Source organism: Rathayibacter sp. AY1F8 (assembly GCF_002932165.1).
In the GTDB taxonomy this organism is placed as follows: Bacteria; Actinomycetota; Actinomycetes; order Actinomycetales; family Microbacteriaceae; genus Rathayibacter.
Window position 1 is genome coordinate 107,568 of record NZ_PSVB01000003.1, and the last position, 18,849, is coordinate 126,416.

Consider the following 18,849-nt stretch of genomic DNA (forward strand, 5'->3'; position numbering starts at 1 on the left):
GCGCGGACCGGGGTCAGGAGTCGCGGCGAGGCCCCGTCGAGGCGCGCGGGACGAACTCCGTCGGCAGGTCGTCGGCCCGCTCCGGAGGCTCCTCGTCGCCGAGCACCCGGCGGACCGCCCGCTCGCCCATCCGGCCCAGCGGTGCGCTGATGGTCGACAGCGGCGGCGAGGTGAAGTCGCTCCCGAAGATGTCGTCGAAGCCGATGATGCTGAGCTGCTCCGGGATCGCGACGCCCGACTCCTGAGCCGCGCGCATCAGTCCGATGGCGACCAGGTCGTTGTAGGCGATCACCGCGCCGACGCCGGAGGCGGTCACCCTCGCGAGCGCGCTCCTCCCGCCCTCGAGGGTCGAGACGCCCGGCCCGATCTCGACGACCGTCATGCCCCGCTGCGGAGCGCGGTCGAGGAGGAGCTCCCATCGCGCGGCGCTCATCCACGAGTCGGGCGGACCGGCGACGAAGGCGAGGGAGCGGTGGCCGAGGGCCGCGAGGTGGTCGAGCGCGGCGTCGATCCCGGGGGCGAGATCGGGCACGATCCCCGCGACGCCGGGGACCACGCGGTTGAGGACGACGACCGGGATGCGCCCGGCCAGCGCGATGATCTCCTCGTCGCTGAGGCGGGTGCTGACGAGGACGAGCCCGTCGGTGGAGGCGGCGATGCGGTCGGCCGCCTCGGCCTCGCGCTCCCCGGACTCCTGCGACTCGGCGAGGATCATCGTGAAGCCGCGGAGCGACGCCGCCCGCTCCGCTCCGCGCACGGCGGGGAAGAAGGCCGGGTTGGTGATGTCGGCCACCAGCAGCCCGAGGGTCGAGGTGCGGCCCGTCGGCAGCGCGCGCGCCATCGGGTTGAGCCGGTAGCCCAGCTCCTTCGCGGCGGCGCGGATCCGCTGCTCGGTCGCGGCGTTCAGCCGTCCGGGCGTGCTCAGCCCGCGGGAGACGGTGGAGGGGGCGACGCCGGCGAGTCGGGCGACGTCGTAGATCGTCGTCGCGGAGCGGCCGCGGCGTCTCGCGGCGGAGGGGCCGGTGGGCGCGTCTTCGCTGGGCACGATCGCGGTCTTCTCTCGAGGGGCACGGCGGCGGACGGGGCGCCGTCCGCCGCCCATGCTGCCACAGGGCCGAGAAGCCCGCCCGGCCCGTCGCTCGCGTCCGGGTCGGGCCGGATCGGGGAGCCCGCGCTCCGGGAGGCCGCCGTCGCCGGTCGGCCGCCCACCGCTCCGGCCCCTCCAGCGCGGGTCCGCGCGGCTCCGCCCCGTCAGCTCCGCTCCGGGAAGGCCCCCTCCTCGCGGATGCGCTCGTTGAGCGCCGCCAGGAACACGCCCTCGTCGAGGTCGAGCGGTACCTCGCGTCCCGTCCAGCTCGAGTAGTGGATGGCGTTGGCGAGCCGGACCCCGAGGATCCCCTCCGCCCCGGGTGCGAGCAGCGGCGTGCCGTGCAGGATGCTGTCCGCGAAGTCCTGCAGGACGGCCGTGTGCTGCTCGCCCCAGACCGACGCCGACTCGATCCGCTCCGTCGTGGAGAGGCCCGCGGTGTCGTAGCGACCGCTGAGCAGGAGGCCCACGTCCTCGGCGCTGAGGGCGGCGCTGACCTCGCGCTCGGGGGCGTTCAGCCGGGTGATCGTCGCGACCCGGGAGTCGTCGACGACGATCCGGCCGCGGTCGCCGATGATCTCGAGGCGGTCGGTGCCGATCGGGTCGTGCGTCGTGGTGACCAGCACGCCGGTCGTGCCCCCGCCGAAGTCGGCGAGCACCGTCACCTCGTCCTCCACCGCGATGTCGCGGCACCGCCCGTAGCCGGCCTTGGCGACCACCGACTCCGGCACTCCGCACAGCCACTGCCACAGGTCGAGCTGGTGGGGCGCCTGGTTGACCAGGACGCCTCCGCCCTCGCCTCCCCAGGTCGCGCGCCACGCGCTCTGGTCGAAGTAGGCCTGCGGCCGCCACCAGGTCGTGATGATCCAGTTCGAGCGCAGGATCCGGCCGATCCCGCCCTCGTCGACGACCTCCTTGAGCCGGCGGTAGAGCGGGTTCGCCCGCTGGTTGAACATGATCGCGAAGCGCTGACCGGGACGGGCGGCGGCGGCCTCGTTCAGCTCCGCGACCTGCGCGGCGTAGACGCCCGCCGGCTTGTCGACCAGCACGTGCAGCCCGTGCTCGAGAGCGTCGATGCCGATCCCGGGGTGGAGGTAGTGCGGAGTGCAGACGACGACGGCGTCGACCTCCCCGCTCGCGAGGAGGGAGCGGTGGTCGGCGTGGAAGGACGCTCCGGGCGCGAGCGCGGCGGCCGCCGCCTCCCGGGCGGGGTCGACGTCGGCGACGGCGGTGACGACGAGGTCGCGCACCCTGCCGTCGGCGAGGAAGCGGGCGTAGGAGGAGCCCTGGGCGCCGAATCCGATGATGCCGAGGCGGACGGTGGTCATGGAAGGAGTCCTTCGTTCGGGGTGGAGTGGGGGATCCGCGCGGGCGCGCTCGGGGCGTAGGCGGCCTGGACGATCGCGAGCGACCTCGCCGCCTCGCGGGGCGAGATCCAGAAGGGCTCGTCCTCGCCGAGGCGGGCGTAGAAGTCGTGCACGAGCAGCTCGTGCGAGGCGCCCCAGTACGAGCGCCCGCCGGATCGGCGCTCCGTGTCCGGGACGACCTCGACGGATCCGTCGTCGCGCCGCACGGTGAGGGCACCGCGCAGCGAGACGATGGCGCGCTCGGTGCGCAGGCGGAGCTCGACCGGCTCGTCCCACGCGTTCGCCACGGTCGCGTAGAGGACGCTGCGCGCGCCGGAGGCGTGGGTGAGCACCAGGTCGGCGGTGTCCTCGACCTCGATCGGCAGCAGGCGCGTGGAGGCGGAGCCGCTCACCGCGACCACCTCGCCGAGGAGCCACTGCAGGAGGTCGACGGTGTGGATCGCCTGGTTCATCAGCATCCCGCCGCCGCCCTCGGCCCGCATCCCGCGCCAGGGGCGGTCGAGGTAGTAGCCGGGAGCGCGGTGCCAGAGCACGGTCGCGGCCGCACCTGTCACGGCACCCAGGGAGCCGGACGCCAGCAGCTCGCGGAGGCGCTGCACGGGCGGGTTGTAGCGGTTCTGGAAGCAGACGCCGATGCGCGCCCCGCCCCGCTCGGCCGCGGCGATCACCTGCTCGCCCTCGGCGACGGAGGAGGCGAGCGGCTTCTCGAGGAGCACCGCGACGCCGCGGTCCAGGGCCGCGACCGCCAGCGCGGCGTGCGTGCTGTGCGGAGTGCAGACGTGCACGACGTCGGGGCGGACGGAGTCGAGCATCCGGACCGCCTCGGGGAAGCCCGGCACCGCGTGCCTCTCGGCGGCCGCGGCGAGCCGGCCCGGGTCGGTGTCGCAGACCGCCACCAGCTCCGCGCCGGGTGCGGTGCCGATCGCCGCGAGGTGGACGGAGGAGATGTCGCCGCAGCCGATCACCGCCGCGCGGACGGTCATCGCAGGTCGATCCCGAGCGAGGAGGCGAGCCCCCGGAAGGCCCGAGCGGCCACTCCGAACGACTCGGGGCCGGAGAATCCGCCGAGGGCGTCCGTGATCGCGAGGTGCGGCTCCAGCGAGGCGACGCCCGTCCAGCCGTCGTCGCGCAGGGCGGTGAGCGTCTCGCGCAGCTGGCCGTCGCCCTCGCCGGCGGGCACCACGGTGCCGGTCGCGGCCACCGCGTCCTTCACCTGCAGGTAGTCGACGTAGGGCCGCAGCGCCGTCCAGCCGTCGTCGAAGGGCCGCACCCCGCACTGCACGAAGTTCGCGTTGTCCCAGGCGAGGCGCAGGGCGGGCGAGCCGACGGACTCGACCAGGTCGAGGATCCGCTCGGGGACGTCGCCGTAGATGTCCTTCTCGTTCTCGTGCAGCAGCACCACGCCCTCGCGCTCGGCTCGATCGGCGAGTCTGCGCATGCGCAGCAGGACGTCGTCGCGGATGCTCTCGACCGGCACTCCCTCGCCCCGGTAGAACGAGAAGACGCGGATGCTCGGCGTGCCGAGGGCGTGCGCGGCGCGGATGACGCGGTCGAGGCGCGCGACCTCGAGCTCGGGATCGAGGGCGACGTCGACCTTGCCGATGGGCGAGGCGACGGCCGAGACGGACTGGCCGCCGCGCTCGAGCACGGCGGCGAGGCGGGCGAGGCGCTCGTCGTCGAGGTCGACGACGTTCCGGCCCCAGGCGCTGCGCACCTCGATGCTGTGCGCGCCGAGCGCTCGGAGGACGGCGACCTGGACGACCGGGTCGGGGTCGATCTCGTCGCCGAAGCCGGAGAGGGTCCAGGGTGCGGGGTTCGCGGGTGCGGTGGTCACGGTGCGTGCCTCGTTCTCGTCGTCGGGAACCGGCGGGCAGGAGCGCCGCCGTGCCATGACCATACGCGTATTGGCAACCGATTGACAAGATCGGAGGCGCGCCTCTACCGTCGGGGGCGTTCCGGGCCGCGGAGACGCCGGCCCCCACCGCGACCGGGAGGACTGCCGTGACCAGGATCGGCGTGCAGGCGATGATGCTGAAGGACGCGTTCGCCTCGGCGGGCGCCTTCGCGACGCTCCGGGAGGTCCGAGCGATCGGCTACCGGTCGGTGGAGATCTCGCAGATCCCGCTGACGGCGGCCACCGTGGCCGAGCTGCAGCGGGCGCGGGACGAGCTCGGCGTCGAGATCGCGGCGATCTCGGCGGGCCTGGCACCGGGGGACTCCCCGGGCGCCGCGCTCGAGGGCGGGCTCGCCGGGATCGTCTCCGACGCCCGCGCGCTCGGCACGCGCACGGTCCGGATCGGCATGCTGCCCGCCTCCGCGGCGGCCTCGCCGGCCGCTCTGCTCGACTTCGCCGACCGCTGCCAGGCCGCCGCGGCGAGGCTCCGCGACGACGGGCTGCGGCTGCTGCTCCACAACCACCACCACGAGTTCGCGCGGCACGGCGGCCGCCTCCTGCTCGACGTCGTCGCCGACCGGGCTCCGCTGCTGGGGCTCGAGCTCGACGTGCACTGGGTGCAGCGGGGCGGGCTCGATCCCGTGACGACGCTGCGCCGGTACGGGGAGCGCGTCGCCCTGGTGCACCTGAAGGACTACCGGGTCGGGCCGCCCGCCGACATGTCCGGCGGGTGGTCCGTGCACGCCTTCACCTCGAACGTGCAGTTCGCCGAGGTGGGGGAGGGAAACCTCGACTTCCCGGGGATCATCGGGACGAGCCTCGCGCTCGGCGTCGACCACCTCCTCGTCGAGCAGGACGAGCGCTACGGGCGGAGCGCGCTCGACTGCCTGCGGACCTCGCACGCGAACCTCGTCGCGATGGGCTTCTCGGACCTGTTCTGAGGAGCGGCCGAGGCTCCTCCCCAGGGATCGGAGCGGCCCGTTCTCCACCGCTCAGGGGCCCGGGTCCCCGCCGCGTCGGGCGCGACGGCATGCTCGACCCGTCGACGGAGGAGGTGGTGGCGGTGGTCGTTCCGGACAGTGTGCTCGGCGTGACGGCGCTCGTCGCGCTGGTGCTGTCCGGGGTGCTCCACGCCTCCGTGCGGGTCTGGGCGGCGGGGTCCCGCTGGACGACCGCACGGTCTCCGCGCGCCTGTTCAGGGCGGTCCTGGTGATCATCGCGCTCGACACGGCGTACCTCGTCGTGGCCGGCGAGGAGCTCTTCGCATCCGGGCGCAGCCCCGGAGAAGAAGCAGCCGGATCCGCCGGGGTCCGCCTCCGCTCCGCGGAGCGGAGGACAATGGAGGGACCCCCAGCGAAGGAGACCACCGTGGATCAGCCGCGCATGAACGTCGAGTCGTTCAACCTCGACCACCGCACCGTCGCAGCGCCGTACGTGCGCCTCGCCGACGCGAAGACGCTGCCCGGAGGCGACCACCTCGTCAAGTACGACGTGCGCTTCACCCAGCCCAACCGCGGGCACCTCGAAATGCCCACCGTGCACTCGCTCGAGCACCTGTTCGCCGAGAAGTCCCGCAACCACTCCGACCGCGTGATCGACTTCTCGCCGATGGGCTGCCAGACCGGCTTCTACCTGCTCCTCTCGGGCGAGCCCGAGCTCTCCGAGGTGCTCGGCCTGGTCGAGGCGACGCTCCAGGACATCACCGAGGCCGACGAGGTCCCGGCCGCCAACGAGACCCAGTGCGGCTGGGGCGCCAACCACTCCCTCGAGGGGGCGCAGGAGGCGGCGCGCACGTTCCTCGCGCACCGCTCGGAGTGGGAGACGGTCACCGCGTGAGCACGGCGATCGTCCTGGTCGCGATGGACGAGGAGGCCGCGCCGTTCCTCGCCGCCGCGTCCAGCGCCTCCGAGCCGCGCGCCGTCGGCAACGCGCTGCAGTGGGAGCTCGAGCTCGACTCCCGCGCGGTGCTGCTCGTCCGCACCGGCATCGGCCTCGTCAACGCGGCCGGCGGTCTCACCGCAGCGATCCTGCAGGAGGGCGGCTCCCGGCCGCTCGTGGTGAGCGCGGGGACCGCCGGCGGCCTGGGCGCCGACGTCCGCGTGGGCGAGGTCGTGATCGGCGCCGAGTACGTGCAGACCGACGCCGATGCGCGGGCGTTCGGCTACGCGCTCGGGCAGGTCCCGGGGATGCCCGCCCGCTACTCCGGGGACGACGCGGCGCTCGCCGCGGAGCTCGAGCTGCTGGAGGGGCCGCCGGTGCGCCGCGGCCTGATCGTCTCGAGCGACGTCTTCGTCTCGAGCGCCCACGTGGACCGCGTGCGGAACGACTTCCCCGGCGCGCTCGCCACCGACATGGAATCCGTCGCCCTCGCGCAGACGGCGCACGTGCACGGGCTGCCGTTCGTCTCGGTCCGCGGGATCTCGGACCTCTGCGCCCCCGGCGAGTTCGAGGCGCACGTCGACGACGCGGCCGATCGCTCCGTCGCCGTGGTGCGGGCGCTGCTGCGCGGGCTCGGCGACCGGGACTGATGGACGGGCGGCCCTCCGCGACAGCGCGGAAGGGCCGCCCGGCGGTCAGTCGTTGCCGACGTGCTGGTCGCCGGCCTCCTGGGCCTTGTCGACCTGGCCGGCGAACTTCCCGCCGGTCGCGGAGTCGGCGGCGTCGCCCGCCTTGTCGAGTCCCTTGTCGGTCAGCTCCTCGCCCTTGTCGCTGTTCACGGCGTTCTTCGCCTTGTCCGCGAGTCCTCCGAGATCCACCATGGGGTCGTTCCTTCCGTCGATGAGCGCCCGTCGAGCAACGGGCCGCCGCCAGTCTCCGCCGCTCGGCGAGGATCTGCGCGGGGTTGCGTCTCACGGCCGCGCCGAGGACGATGCGCCTCCGGCCCGGCCCGTCAGCCCGCTGCGCCGAGCCCCGTCACCGCACCGGCGATCGCCGTCGTCTCCTCGCCGTCCGGCCAGCGCAGCCGCACGCCCGGCTCCGTGACGACGCTCCCCACCGCGGCCGTCGCGGTCCAGGGTGTGCCCATCCTCGACTCCCCCCGCCGGTCGGCGGTGATCATCGCGAAGCCGGGGAAGCAGCCGAGCCAGTCGGCGGTGCCGGCCGCCTCGGGGACGGGGACCGCCGCGAGGTCGATCACCGCTCCTCCTCCGCTGGCCTCGGCGAGCATGCCGACCGTCCCCACCAGCCCGGCCATGCTCACGTCCTTCGCCGCCCTCGGCCGCGCGAGTCCGACGGAGGCGGCCATCGCCCGGAGCTCCTCCGCGCGCCGGGACGACGTCGAGTCCCACTGGGCGCCCGCGAAGCCGGGCCGCCAGCCGCCGCCGAGGTCGGCCGTCAGCGAGAGCTCGTCGCCCGGAGCGGCCGCGCCCGGCACCGGCGCCGCGGTACGGCCGAGACCGGTGACGCTCAGGGCCGCCGGCACTCCGAGCTGGGTGTGCCCGCCGAGCACGGGGACACCCCAGGCGGCGGAGGCGGCCCGCAGACCGCTCACGATGCGCGCGGCGGCGGCCGCGTCGCGAGCGCCGATCGCGTCCATCAGCCCGATGCCGGTCGCGCCCATCGCGGTGAGGTCGTTGACGTTGACCAGCACCGAGCACCACCCCGCCCACTCCGGGTGGCGCTCCACCATGGACGGGACGATCGCGTCGCAGACGGCGATCAGGTCGCTGCCCGGGACCGGTGCTCCGTCGTCGCCGACGAAGCCGGCCCCACCGAGGCCCCCCTCGGCCGCCAGCGGAGCCAGAAGGGCGCCGAGGGCCGCCTTGGCCGCGGTGGCCGCCCGGTCGAGCCGGTCGACCGGCCAGCGCATCCGGGCGTGCTCGACTCGGGCGACGGTGCTCGTGCCGATCCTCCGCCAGCCGAGCCGCCGGAACAGCACCTCGTTGCGCAGCTGCACCGAGGCCTCGAAGCGGAGCACCCCGCGCGCCTCCGCCTCCGCGCAGGCCGCGCGCACGAGGGCGGCACCGATCCCGGAGCCGCCCCGCGCCTCGCGCGCCACCACCAGGCGGCTGCCGGTCCACCAGCCCAGATCGCGTCCGCCGCCGACAGGCGCGATCCGGACCCCGCCGAGCACCGCGCCGTCCGGAGCCACCGCGACGAGCACCACCGAGCGCGGATCGTCGTCGGCGTCGTCGTGGTCGTCGCCCGCGAACAGCCCCTGCTCGGCGACGAAGACCTCGCGCCGCAGGGCCCGGTGCGCGGCGAGCTCGCGCTCCTCCGCCCGCACCACCGTGAACGCAGGCGCGACCCGAACACCCTCGAGGATCGAGAGCTCCACCATCAGGCGCCGGCCGTCTTCAGGACGCCGCAGGCCCCGCACGCCGCGCAGCCCGCACTCTGCCCGCTGCTCAGCATCCCGGCCTCGATCAGGAGCGCGGCGACCTCGGCGCTGACCCGCTCCAGCAGTGACCCGGCCGGCGGGAGCACGTGGTCGACCTCGGTCGCCAGGGTCCCGCGCAGCGGACGAAAGGGCACCACGAAGGGGTAGACCCCCATCCCGATCAGCTCGCGGGCGCTCGTGACCAGCTCGTCCGGGTCCTCGCCGAGGCCCACCAGGAGGTAGGTCGAGACCTGGTTGCGGCCGAAGATCCGCACTGCCTCGCGCCACGCCCAGCGGTACTCGTCCAGGCTGACCCGCGCCTTGCCCGGGGTCCAGCGCTGCCGCACCGCGTCGTCCATCGACTCCACGTGGATGCCGATCGAGACGGCGCCCGCGTCCTTCAGCGCCTGCAGCGCCGAGACGTCGGAGGGCGGCTCGCACTGCACCTGGATCGGCAGCCCGGGGACCGCCGCGAGCACCGCGCGGACGCAGCGCGCGAGGTGGGCCGCTCCGCGGTCGCGGCCCTTGGAGGTGCCGGTGGTCATCACCATCTGGCGCACGCCGTCGAGGCGGACCGCCGCCTCCGCGACCTCGGCGAGCTGGGCCGGGGTCTTGACCGCGATGGTCGCACCGGCTTCGAGCGAGGCCTCGATCGCGCAGAAGCGGCAGCGCTCCGCCTCGTCATAGCGCATGCAGGTCTGGACGACGGTGGTCGCGAGGATGTCACGGCCGTGCAGCCGGGCGATCTTCTCGTAGGAGACGCCGTCGGCGGTGTCGAGATCGTAGAAGCGCGGGCGGCGGACGGGAGTCACGTCCAGGCCGATGTCGGCGCCCTCGAGCAGGAGGCGGTTCCCGCTCACCACGTAGGGGCTGTCGGGGTTCACCGGGATCGCGGCGCCCAGGCCGCCGAGCATCACGTGCCCGTCGTCGCTCGGGCCGGCGCCGGCCTCGCGGTGCACCGGTGCCTCGACGCGGATGCCCTGCAGGGCGATGTCGACGCGGGTGCGGAGGGCGGAGGGGCCGGTGCGGCGGATCCCGGTCGAGTGCGCCCCGCCCGGGGAGTGCGCCCCGCCGACCGGGTGCGGGCCGGCGGCCGGGTGCGCCGCACCGGTTGCCGGCGGCGAGGACGCGGGGGAGGGACTGCGGAGATCGGTCACGAGGACTCCTTCGTGGCACCGCGGAGCGGGCCGGACGGGCCGCGCACAGCGGCGGCCGGGATGTCGGTGCGGTCGTCTCACCCCCCAGTCAAGGCGCCTCGTGTTTCGCCCTCGTGACGGGAGGAACGCGGTCTCGTTACGGATCCGCCGTCACGGGAGCTTCTTCCGGTGGAAACCACTCCGAAACATCCCGGCCGTTGACTGGACGCGTTCCACTCCGCACCACTGCTCCACCCCGGCGGACGTCGTCCCGCGTCGTCTCAGCGCATCCCGCCGGAGCCATGCACTCGCACGCCGCTTCGGCGGACCGACACCAGGAGGAACCATGTCCGTCTCCCAGGAGATCGAAGACCAGGTCAGCGCCAACATCGAGATGTCGCGCTCCGAGATCGCCCACCCGGCGCTCCCGAAGGGCAGCAACCTCTACGGCTCCACCAAGGTCTTCCCCGACTACCAGGCCGAGCCCGGGGAGTCGTACCTGACCCTCGTGCACGGCATCGCCCACGAGTCCTCGGTCAGCTTCGTCGCAGTGCTCCAGGCCACCCGCGCGGCGCGGAAGGGCTACGAGTCCGCGCTCTACTTCTACGGGCCCGGCACCATCAACGCGATGGCCACCCGCGGCTTCCCGACGGTCGGCGACTCCGGATTCCCCGGCGAGCAGAACCTCAACAACGCCATCGAGACCTTCATCCAGGAGGGGAACCGCGTCTTCGTCTGCCGGTTCGGCATGGCGCTCCACGGCCTCCGCGAGGAGGACCTGATCGAGGGCTGCATCCCCTGCCACCCGCTCGACGTGCAGGACGCGCTCATCCACTACGCCCGCAAGGGCGCGATCATCAACTCCACCTACAACCTGTAGGCGATCGCGATGACCCTCGTCGGATCGGTCGCGGCGAACTTCACCCGCGACCTGGATCAGAACTACGCGCTCATCGCCTCCCTGGCCGAGGAGGCCCGCGAGAGGGGAGTGCGCTTCCTGGTGCTCCCCGAGGCCGCGATCGGCGGCTACCTCTCCTCGCTCGGCAACCACGGCGACACGGTCGCCACCACCCGCCGCTCCCTCCCGCCGGCGGTGCGCCTGGACGGGCCGGAGCTGCGGCGGGTGCAGGAGATCGTCGGCGACCTGGTGGTGGCGATCGGCTTCTGCGAGCTCGACGACGACGGCGAGACCCGCTACAACGCGGCCGCGCTCCTGGACGGCGGGCAGGTCTACGGCAGCTACCGGAAGGTGCACCAGCCGCTGGGCGAGCACCTCTCGTACTCGCCGGGCCCGGGCTACGGCACCTTCGAGACGCCGGTCGGCCGGGTGGGCCTGCAGATCTGCTACGACAAGGCGTTCCCCGAGGCGGCGCGGTCGATGGCGCTGGACGGCGCCGAGATCATCGCCTCGCTCTCGGCATGGCCGGCCGCTCGGACGGCGACGGCCGAGAACCTGCAGGAGGACCGCTGGACGTACCGGTTCAATCAGTTCGACATCGCCCGCGCCCTCGACAATCAGGTGTTCTGGCTCGCCTCGAACCAGTCGGGGACCTTCGGCTCGCTCCGCTACGTCGGGAACGCGAAGGTCGTCGATCCCGGCGGCAACGTGCTCGCGACGACGCTGCTCGGAGCAGGCATGGCCGTCGCCGACATCGACGTGCGCGGCGCCTTCGAGGCGATGCGCGGCGGGATGTTCCACCTGCGCGACCGGCGGCCCGACGCCTACGACATCGACCGGGTCTGGAACGGAGGACTCGTCCATGCCTGAGATGACCTTCCACGTCCGCTGGCCGGACGGCTCGGAGGAGCGCTGCTACTCGCCGAGCCTGGTCGTGCACGAGTTCCTCGGGACCGGGACCGCCTACTCGCTCGAGGACTTCGTCGCCCGTTCGAGTGAGGCGCTGCGCATCGCGTCGGACCGGGTGCGGGAGCGGTTCGGGTTCGCCTGCACCTCCGCGATGCAGCAGGAGTCCGACATCCTCCGCACGGCGCAGCGCTTCGAGGGCGGCACGGTCAGGGTGCTCGCGATGGAGCCGCCCGCTCCGGCCGGGCAGCGGGTGCGGCCGTGAGCGCCGCTATCGAGCCCGGGCGCCACGTCGAGGTCGCGGTGGTCGGAGGCGGGCAGGCCGGGCTCTCGATCAGCCGGCACCTGGTCGACGGCGGCATCGAGCACGTCGTGCTCGAGCGCGCGACCATCGGCCACGACTGGATCGACCGCCGCTGGGACGCCTTCACCCTCGTCACGCCGAACTGGCAGTGCCGCCTCCCCGGGTACCCCTACGACGGGCCGGACCCGGACGGATTCATGACGCGCGACGAGGTGCACGCGTGGGTGCGCCGCTACGCGCAGAGCTTCGACGCCCCCGTGGTCGAGGGCGTGGAGGTGAGCCGGCTCCGCGAGCGCGCCGGGGGAGGTTTCGAGCTGATCACGAGCGCGGGCGCGATCACGGCCGACCAGGTCGTCGTGGCGACCGGCGGCTACCACCGCCCGGTCCTCCCCGCCGTCGCCGCGCGGCTGCCGTCGGACGTGCTGCAGCTCCACTCCGCCGACTACCGCTCGCCGGAGGCGCTCCCGCCCGGCGGCGTGCTCGTCGTCGGCTCCGGGCAGTCGGGCGCGCAGATCGCCGAGGACCTCTTCCTCGCCGGGCGCGAGGTCCACCTCGCCCTCGGCAGCGCGCCGCGGGTGGCGCGCTTCTACCGGGGCCGCGACTGCGTCGCCTGGCTCCAGGACATGGGCGTGTACGACGTGCCCGTCCACGCGCAGGTCGGCGGGCTCACCAAGCGGGAGTCGACCAACCACTACGTGACGGGGCGCGGGGGCGGGCGGGACATCGACCTGCGCGCCTTCGCCCGCGACGGGATGCACCTCTACGGCCGACTGGCCGGGGTGGAGGGGTCCCGGCTGCGCTTCGCCCCCACGGCGGAGGCGTCGCTCGACTACGCGGACTCGGTCGCGGAGTCGATCAAGGACGACATCGACCGCTACATCGCGGCGCACGGCATCGACGCTCCCGAGGAGGACCGCTGCCGTCCGGTCTGGCGGCCGGAGTCCGAGGCGACCGGGCTCGACCTCGCGCGCATCGGCAGCGTCGTCTGGGCGGTCGGGTTCCGCTCCGACTATCGCTGGGTCGAGATCGGCGTGTTCGACGGCGCCGGCCATCCCACCCACCAGCGCGGAGTGACGAGCGTGCCGGGCCTGTCGTTCCTCGGGCTGCCGTGGCTGCACACCTGGGGGTCCGGCCGCTTCGAGGCGATCGCCCGCGATGCGGGGCACCTGGCGGAGGAGGTCCGGCGAGTGCGCGAGGCGGGGCGCTTCGCTCGGGAGCGCGAGCCGGATCTCGCCGGATAGCCTCCTCGCATGACGGAGACGGTGATGGGTGCGGTCGCAGCGCACTTCGGTCGCGACATCGACCGCACCCTCGCCAAGCTCGCCGGCATCATCGCTCACGCCCGCGAGCGCTCGGTCGACCTGCTCGTGCTCCCGGACGCGACCCTCGGCGGCTACCTGCTCGACCTCCAGCACCCCGGGCCGGACCTGCCGCCGAGCCTCGAGCTCGATGGGCCGGAGGTCGCCCGCGTGGCCGAGCTGGCGGGCGATCTCACCGTGTGCTTCGGGATCGCGGAGCGCGCGCTCGAGGGCGGTCGCGAGGTCCGCTACGACACCGCGGTCTGCGTGCACGGCGGGCGCGTGATCGGCACGCACCGCAAGGTCCACCTGCCGCTGGGCGAGTCCGAGGCGTACCTGCCGGGTCGCGGCTTCGCCGCCTTCGACTCGCCGATCGGGAGGATGGGGATGCTGATCGACTTCGACAAGACCTTCCCGGAGTCCTCGCGCTCGCTGGCCCTCGACGGCGCGGAGGTGCTGGCCTGCCTCAGCGCGTGGCCCGCGAGCGTGACCGACCGCTCCGATCGGATCCGCAACGACCGCCAGGCCCACCTGTTCGATCTCTACGACTGCGCCCGCGCCGCCGAGAACCAGGTCTACCTCGTCTCCTCGAACCAGACCGGCGTGCTCGGCGGCCTGCGGTTCCTCGGGCAGGCGAAGGTCGTGGATCCGGCGGGAGAGATCATCGCGAAGACCTGGGCGAAGGGCGGGCTCGCGCTCGCCTCCGCTGACGTCGCCGGCTCCGTCGCCCGCGCCCGCCGCACGATGCACCACCTCCGCGACCGCGCGGAGCACGCCTACCGGAGCTGAGATGCGGATCTGCCTGCTGACCTACTCCACCCGGCCGCGCGGCGGGGTGGTGCACACCCTCGCCCTCGCCGAGGCGCTCGCGCGCGCCGGACACGACGTCACGGTGCGCACGCTCGCCCGGGGCGGCGACGACTCCTTCTTCCGCCCCGTCGATCCGTGCGTGACCGTGCGGGTGGTGCCCTTTCCGCACCGCGAGGGCGAGCCGGTCGGCGCCCGCATCGTCCGGTCCATCGCCGCGATGGCCGAGGCCCTGCGGGGCGAGGACGCCCCGGTCGTCCACGCGCAGGACTGCATCTCGGCCAACGCGGCGCTCGCCGCCGGACTCGCGCCGATCCGCACGATCCACCACCTGGACGACTTCACCACCCCGGAGCTGCGCGCCTGCCACGACCGCGCCGTCCGGCTCCCCCTGACCCGGCTGTGCGTGTCCGCTGCGGTCGCCGAGGAGGTGCGCGCCGGCTGGGGGCTGCTGCCCGACGTGATCCCGAACGGTGTCGACGCGGCGCGGTTCGCGGCCGCCGTCGACGATCCGCTGACCGGGGGGTGGCGGGCCGAGCTCGGCCCGTACCTCCTCGCCCTCGGCGGCATCGAGCCGCGGAAGGGCAGCATCGAGCTGCTCGAGGCGTGGGCTCTGCTGCGCGAGCGCGGCCACGACGTCGCGCTGGTGTTCGGCGGCGGCGAGACCCTGTTCGACTACCGCGAGTACCGGGCCGCCTTCGACCGGAGGGCGGCCGAGCTCGGGATCGCTCCGGTGATCCTCGGCACCGTTCCGGAGGAGAGGCTCGCTCCGCTCGTCGCCGGCGCCTCCGCGCTGGGCTTCGTCTCGGTGAAGGAGGGGTTCGGGCTGGCGGCGATGGAGGCGCTCGCCGCGGGGGTGCCGGTCGTGGCGCGGGAGCTGCCGGTGATCCACGAGGTGTTCGGGGACGCGGTCCGCTACGGGCGGGACCCCGCCTCCTTCGCCGACGCGCTGGAGGAGGCCCTGACGCTGCCCTCGCCGGACGGCCGGGCCCTGGCCGCCTCGCACTCCTGGGACGACGTCGCGGCCGCGCATCTGCGGTTCTACGAGCGGGTGCTCGACGGCTCGGTTCAGAGCTCAGGAGGAACTCTTCCGGACGGGCCGGGACCCGCGCGAGCAGGCGTGCCCGGATGACTCCGTCCTGCCGCCTGGACACGATCGGGCGCCGCCGGTGACCCGCCGGTCGATCTCGCGCATCGTCACCGGTCTCGCCGACGCCGATCCCGACCGGATCGTCGCCGTGGCCGACGAGGGCGCGCTGACGGCGGGGGAGCTCGACCGCGAGAGCACCCGCCTCGCCCGCGCCTACCGCGATCTCGGCGTCCGGACCGACGACCTCGTCACCGTCTCGCTCTCGAACTCGCTGGACGCGCTCGTCGTCTGCGCGGCGGTCTGGAAGGCGGGCGCCGTGCCGCAGCCGGTCTCGACCGGGCTGTCGGCGGCGGAGCGCGCCGAGGTGGAGCGGATCGCGCGGCCGGCGCTCGTCATCGGCGCGCCCTCCTCCTCCGCTGTCCCGTGGCGCGCGGGCGACTGGCGGCCCGGGCCGGAGGTGCCGGCCGGCTCGCTCGAGGACCGGTGGGCCTCGTCCTGGAAGGCGCCCACCTCCTCCGGCAGCACGGGGCGGCCGAAGGTGGTGCTGGCCGCGGGCCCGGCGCTGCTGGATCCGGACGCGCCGGTCGCGCCGTTCCTGCCGCGCGAGGGCGTGCAGCTGGTGAGCGGCCCGCTGATGCACTCGGCGACCTTCACCTACGCCTTCCGCGGGCTGATGACCGGGCAGCGCCTGGTGCTGCTGCCGCGGTTCGACGCCGCCCGGGTCCTCGCGGCGATCGAGGAGCACCGCGTCACCTGGACCCTGCTCGTCCCGACCACGATCCGCCGCCTGCTGGTTGCGCCCGAGCGGTCGGGGGCGGACGTGTCCTCGCTCGCGACGGTGCTGCACCTCGGAGCGCCCTGCGCGCCCGCCGACAAGCGGGCGCTGATCGGCTGGCTCGGCCCGGAGCGGGTGGTCGAGGTCTATGCGGGCAGCGAGTCGAACGGACTGACGATGATCACGGGCCGGGAGTGGCTGGAGCACCCGGGCAGTGTCGGACGGCCGATCAGCGGGACGACCCTGCGCATCCTGCGGGAGGACGGCACGGAGGCTCCGACCGGCGAGCTCGGCCGCATCTGGCTGCACCGCGGCGAGGCCCCCGCCTACCGCTACCTCGGCGCGGGCTCGCGGCGGACGGAGGAGGGCTGGGACACCCTCGGCGACGTCGGCCGCGTCGACGGGGACGGGTGGCTCTGGGTGGTCGACCGCGCCGACGATCTGATCCTCCGGGGCGGAGTGAGCGTCTGGCCGGCCGAGGTCGAGCGGGTGCTGGAGGCCCTGCCCGGAGTCCGCGGGGCGGTCGCCTTCGGCGTGCCGGACACGGAGCTGGGGCAGGCGGTGGAGGCGGTCGTCGACGTGGGCGACGCGGGCGTGGACCCGGCCGGTCTGCTCGCTCGGGCGAACGCCGAGCTGGGCGCTGAGCGGCGCCTCCGGGCCCTCCGGATCGTGCACGAGCCCGTTCGGAGCGACGCGGGCAAGGTCCGTCGCTCCGCGCTCGCCCCCGTGGCGCAGACGCTCGGGACCCACCGTTCCGCCGGCACCCCGGATGGGCCAGAGTAGGCCCTGCGCCCCCGCGCACCGACCCCAGGGAGACCCGATGAAGTACATGCTGATCATGCGCGCGACCGATGCGGCGAAGGAGGCCTACGCCTCGATCCCGTTCGACGAGATCATCACCCGGATGGGGCAGTACAACGAGGCGATGATCGAGGCGGGCGTGCTGCTCTCGGGCGACGGCCTGGCCGACGACGTCGCCTCCTCCGGCTTCGTGGTCGACTTCTCCTCCGAGCCGCCGACCGTCGTCGACGGCGCCTACGGCCCGACCGAGTCGCTCTTCAACGGCTTCTGGATCATCGGGGTCGACTCCAAGGAGCAGGCCCGCGAGTGGGCGCTGCGCTGCCCCCTGGTGCCCGGCAACCGCCTCGAAGTGCGCCGGATCACCGACGAGAGCGACTTCGCGGAGTTCGCCGACAACGAGTACGTGCAGAAGGAGGCCGGCTGGCGCGAGGACGAGGCGGCCCGCGCCTCCGAGGACTGACGCGGCGGCGGGCGTCACGCCTCCGTGACGACGCCCGCCTCGACGTGCCAGTGCCGCGTCAGCTGCACCGTCTCGAGCATCCGCCGGTCGTGGGTGACCAGCAGCAGGGTGCCCTCGTACGCCTCGAGCGCCTCCTCCAGCTGCTCGATGGCGACGAGGTCGAGGTGGTTGGTCGGCTCGTCGAGCACCAGGAGGTTCGTGCCGCGGGCCTGGAGGAGCGCCAGGGCGGCCCGCGTCCGCTCGCCCGGCGAGAGCTCGCCGACGCGGCGGCCGACGTGGTCGGCCTTCAGCCCGAACTTCGCCAGCAGCGTGCGGACCTCGGCGGTCGGCCACTCGGGCACCAGCGCCTCGAACGCGTCCGCGAGCGGCACCTCGGCGGCGAGCATCCCGCGGGCCTGATCGATCTCGCCGATCGCCACGCTCGCTCCGAGGGAGGCGCCGCCCTCCTCCGGCTCGGCGCGGCCGAGGAGGAGCGACAGCAGCGTCGACTTGCCGGCGCCGTTGGGCCCGGTGATGCCGATCCGGTCGCCCGCGTCGACCTGGAGCGACACCGGCCCGAGCGTGAAGGCGCCGCGGCGGGCGACCGCGCCGTTCAGCGTCGAGACGACCGAGCTCGAGCGCGGGGCGCTGCCGATCGTGAAGGCGAGCTGCCACTCCTTGCGCGGCTCCTCGACCTCCTCGAGCCGCGCGATCCGGCTCTCCATCTGGCGCACCTTCTGCGCCTGCTTCTCGCTCGACTCCGCCGAGGCCTTGCGGCGGATCTTGTCGTTGTCGGGGGCCTTCTTCATCGCGTTGCGCACGCCCTGGCTCGACCACTCCCGCTGGGTGCGGGCGCGGGAGACCAGGTCGGCCTTCTGCTCGGCGAAGTCCTCGTACTTCTCTCGGCGCTGGCGCCGCGCGGTCTCGCGCTCCTCCAGGAACGCGTCGTAGCCGCCTCCGTAGACCCGGTTGGTGCCCTGCGCGAGATCGAGCTCGAGCACGCGGGTGACGCTGCGGGCGAGGAACTCGCGATCGTGGCTCACGAGGACCGCGCCGCCGCGGAGTCCGCGGACGAGGGCCTCCAGGCGCTCCAGGCCGTCGAGGTCGAGGTCGTTGGTCGGCTCGTCGAGCAGCACCACGTCGAAGCGCGAGAGCAGCAGCGCCGCGAGGCCCACCCGCGCCGCCTGCCCGCCGGAGAGGGAGGTCATCGTCGAGGAGGCGGCCGCGGCTCCGAGCGACAGGCCCAGGTCGGCCAGGACGACCGGGGTGCGCTCGTCGAGGTCGGCCGCGCCGCTCGCGAGCCAGCGGTCGAGCGCGAGGGCGTAGCGGTCGGCGATCGAGCCGTCGGGATCGGGATCGGCCAGGGCGGAGGCGGCGGTGTCGAGCTCGGCGGAGGCCTCGGCGCAGCCGGTGCGGCGCGCGATGTAGCCGGCGACGGTCTCGCCCTCGCGGCGCTCGTGCTCCTGCGGCAGCCAGCCGACGAAGGCGTCGCCCGGCGAGAGAACGACGGAGCCCTCGAGTGGAGCCGTCTCGCCCGCGAGGATGCGCAGGAGAGTCGACTTGCCGGCTCCGTTCGCCCCCACGACGCCCACCACGTCCCCGGGGGCGACCGTCAGGTCGAGTCCGTCGAACAGGGTGCGGTGCGCATAGCCTCCGGAGAGGCCCTTGGCGACGAGGGTGGCGGTCACCGGTCCAGCGTAGGCGCGGGCGACTCGCTAGACGGCCTGGT

The 18,849-nt window shown here is 74.2% G+C and carries 19 protein-coding genes; 11 read left to right on the top strand and 8 right to left on the bottom strand.

The annotated features are described in order from the left end of the window. Nucleotides 1–13 precede the first annotated feature (13 nt). From C5C35_RS03740 to C5C35_RS03755, 4 genes are all read right to left on the bottom strand, one after another. Nucleotides 14–1,045: a LacI family DNA-binding transcriptional regulator gene (locus tag C5C35_RS03740; RefSeq protein ID WP_181134118.1), complete on the bottom strand. Its 1,032-nt coding sequence runs from the start codon at nt 1,043–1,045 to the stop codon at nt 14–16. A gap of 206 nt (nt 1,046–1,251) precedes the next feature. Continuing rightward, the gene (locus C5C35_RS03745; protein WP_104261422.1) at nt 1,252–2,415 is read right to left on the bottom strand and encodes a Gfo/Idh/MocA family protein; all 1,164 of its coding nucleotides are present in this window, start codon (nt 2,413–2,415) and stop codon (nt 1,252–1,254) included. Continuing rightward, complete coding sequence (locus C5C35_RS03750; RefSeq protein ID WP_104262590.1) at nt 2,412–3,437, bottom strand: Gfo/Idh/MocA family protein; 1,026 nt, start codon at nt 3,435–3,437, stop codon at nt 2,412–2,414. The genes C5C35_RS03745 and C5C35_RS03750 overlap by 4 nt, the downstream gene beginning before the upstream one ends. Beyond that, nucleotides 3,434–4,288 (bottom strand): sugar phosphate isomerase/epimerase, encoded by an 855-nt coding sequence (locus C5C35_RS03755; protein ID WP_258066383.1) that lies wholly within the window; start codon nt 4,286–4,288, stop codon nt 3,434–3,436. Before C5C35_RS03755 ends, C5C35_RS03750 begins: the two co-directional genes overlap by 4 nt. Before the next feature lie 167 nt (nt 4,289–4,455). Between C5C35_RS03755 and C5C35_RS03760 the strand changes: the two genes are divergently transcribed. The 3 genes from C5C35_RS03760 to mtnN all read left to right on the top strand — a co-directional run bounded on the left by C5C35_RS03760 (nt 4,456) and on the right by mtnN (nt 6,876). Continuing rightward, complete coding sequence (locus C5C35_RS03760) at nt 4,456–5,289, top strand: sugar phosphate isomerase/epimerase (protein WP_258066382.1); 834 nt, start codon at nt 4,456–4,458, stop codon at nt 5,287–5,289. Between the two features lie 397 nt (nt 5,290–5,686). Next, nucleotides 5,687–6,184 (top strand): S-ribosylhomocysteine lyase, encoded by a 498-nt coding sequence (locus C5C35_RS03770; RefSeq protein ID WP_308470742.1) that lies wholly within the window; start codon nt 5,687–5,689, stop codon nt 6,182–6,184. Next, the gene (gene mtnN / locus C5C35_RS03775) at nt 6,181–6,876 is read left to right on the top strand and encodes a 5'-methylthioadenosine/S-adenosylhomocysteine nucleosidase (RefSeq protein ID WP_258063331.1); all 696 of its coding nucleotides are present in this window, start codon (nt 6,181–6,183) and stop codon (nt 6,874–6,876) included. Before C5C35_RS03770 ends, mtnN begins: the two co-directional genes overlap by 4 nt. A 45-nt stretch (nt 6,877–6,921) precedes the next feature. Here mtnN and C5C35_RS03780 read toward each other — a convergent pair whose 3' ends face one another. From C5C35_RS03780 to C5C35_RS03790, 3 genes are all read right to left on the bottom strand, one after another. Then, nucleotides 6,922–7,107, bottom strand: a complete 186-nt coding sequence (locus C5C35_RS03780; RefSeq protein WP_104222638.1) for an antitoxin — start codon at nt 7,105–7,107, stop codon at nt 6,922–6,924. 131 nt (nt 7,108–7,238) lie between these two features. Then, a complete protein-coding gene (locus C5C35_RS03785) occupies nt 7,239–8,627 on the bottom strand; it encodes an MSMEG_0567/sll0787 family protein (protein ID WP_104250269.1) in 1,389 nt (462 codons plus the stop codon). Further along, a complete protein-coding gene (locus tag C5C35_RS03790) occupies nt 8,627–9,823 on the bottom strand; it encodes an MSMEG_0568 family radical SAM protein (protein WP_258059779.1) in 1,197 nt (398 codons plus the stop codon). The genes C5C35_RS03785 and C5C35_RS03790 overlap by 1 nt, the downstream gene beginning before the upstream one ends. Nucleotides 9,824–10,148: 325 nt before the next feature. Here C5C35_RS03790 and C5C35_RS03795 point away from each other — a divergent pair, with 325 nt between their 5' ends. Genes C5C35_RS03795 through C5C35_RS03830 form a run of 8 tightly spaced genes read left to right on the top strand, consistent with a single transcriptional unit; the run spans nt 10,149 to nt 17,141 of the window. Beyond that, nucleotides 10,149–10,682, top strand: coding sequence for an MSMEG_0572/Sll0783 family nitrogen starvation response protein (locus C5C35_RS03795; RefSeq protein ID WP_104222636.1), 534 nt, complete (start codon nt 10,149–10,151; stop codon nt 10,680–10,682). Nucleotides 10,683–10,691: 9 nt separating this feature from the next. After that, a complete protein-coding gene (locus C5C35_RS03800) occupies nt 10,692–11,570 on the top strand; it encodes a carbon-nitrogen hydrolase family protein (RefSeq protein ID WP_104222635.1) in 879 nt (292 codons plus the stop codon). Further along, a complete protein-coding gene (locus C5C35_RS03805) occupies nt 11,563–11,871 on the top strand; it encodes an MSMEG_0570 family nitrogen starvation response protein (RefSeq protein WP_104222634.1) in 309 nt (102 codons plus the stop codon). The genes C5C35_RS03800 and C5C35_RS03805 overlap by 8 nt, the downstream gene beginning before the upstream one ends. Beyond that, entirely contained in the window at nt 11,868–13,151 is a 1,284-nt protein-coding gene (locus C5C35_RS03810) for an MSMEG_0569 family flavin-dependent oxidoreductase (protein ID WP_219814140.1), read from the top strand. Before C5C35_RS03805 ends, C5C35_RS03810 begins: the two co-directional genes overlap by 4 nt. Nucleotides 13,152–13,160: 9 nt before the next feature. Beyond that, nucleotides 13,161–13,997: a carbon-nitrogen hydrolase family protein gene (locus C5C35_RS03815; protein WP_104222633.1), complete on the top strand. Its 837-nt coding sequence runs from the start codon at nt 13,161–13,163 to the stop codon at nt 13,995–13,997. A gap of 1 nt (nt 13,998) precedes the next feature. After that, complete coding sequence (locus tag C5C35_RS03820) at nt 13,999–15,147, top strand: MSMEG_0565 family glycosyltransferase (RefSeq protein ID WP_104262591.1); 1,149 nt, start codon at nt 13,999–14,001, stop codon at nt 15,145–15,147. 37 nt (nt 15,148–15,184) lie between these two features. Continuing rightward, nucleotides 15,185–16,663 carry an AMP-binding protein gene (locus C5C35_RS03825; protein WP_104262592.1) on the top strand — a complete coding sequence of 493 codons (1,479 nt, stop codon included), beginning with the start codon at nt 15,185–15,187 and terminating at the stop codon, nt 16,661–16,663. A 37-nt stretch (nt 16,664–16,700) separates the two neighbouring features. Beyond that, nucleotides 16,701–17,141, top strand: a complete 441-nt coding sequence (locus C5C35_RS03830; protein ID WP_104262593.1) for a YciI family protein — start codon at nt 16,701–16,703, stop codon at nt 17,139–17,141. Nucleotides 17,142–17,155: 14 nt separating this feature from the next. Here the strand turns inward: C5C35_RS03830 and C5C35_RS03835 are convergent, their stop codons facing one another. Continuing rightward, the gene (locus tag C5C35_RS03835; RefSeq protein WP_104262594.1) at nt 17,156–18,808 is read right to left on the bottom strand and encodes an ABC-F family ATP-binding cassette domain-containing protein; all 1,653 of its coding nucleotides are present in this window, start codon (nt 18,806–18,808) and stop codon (nt 17,156–17,158) included. Nucleotides 18,809–18,849 lie beyond the last annotated feature (41 nt).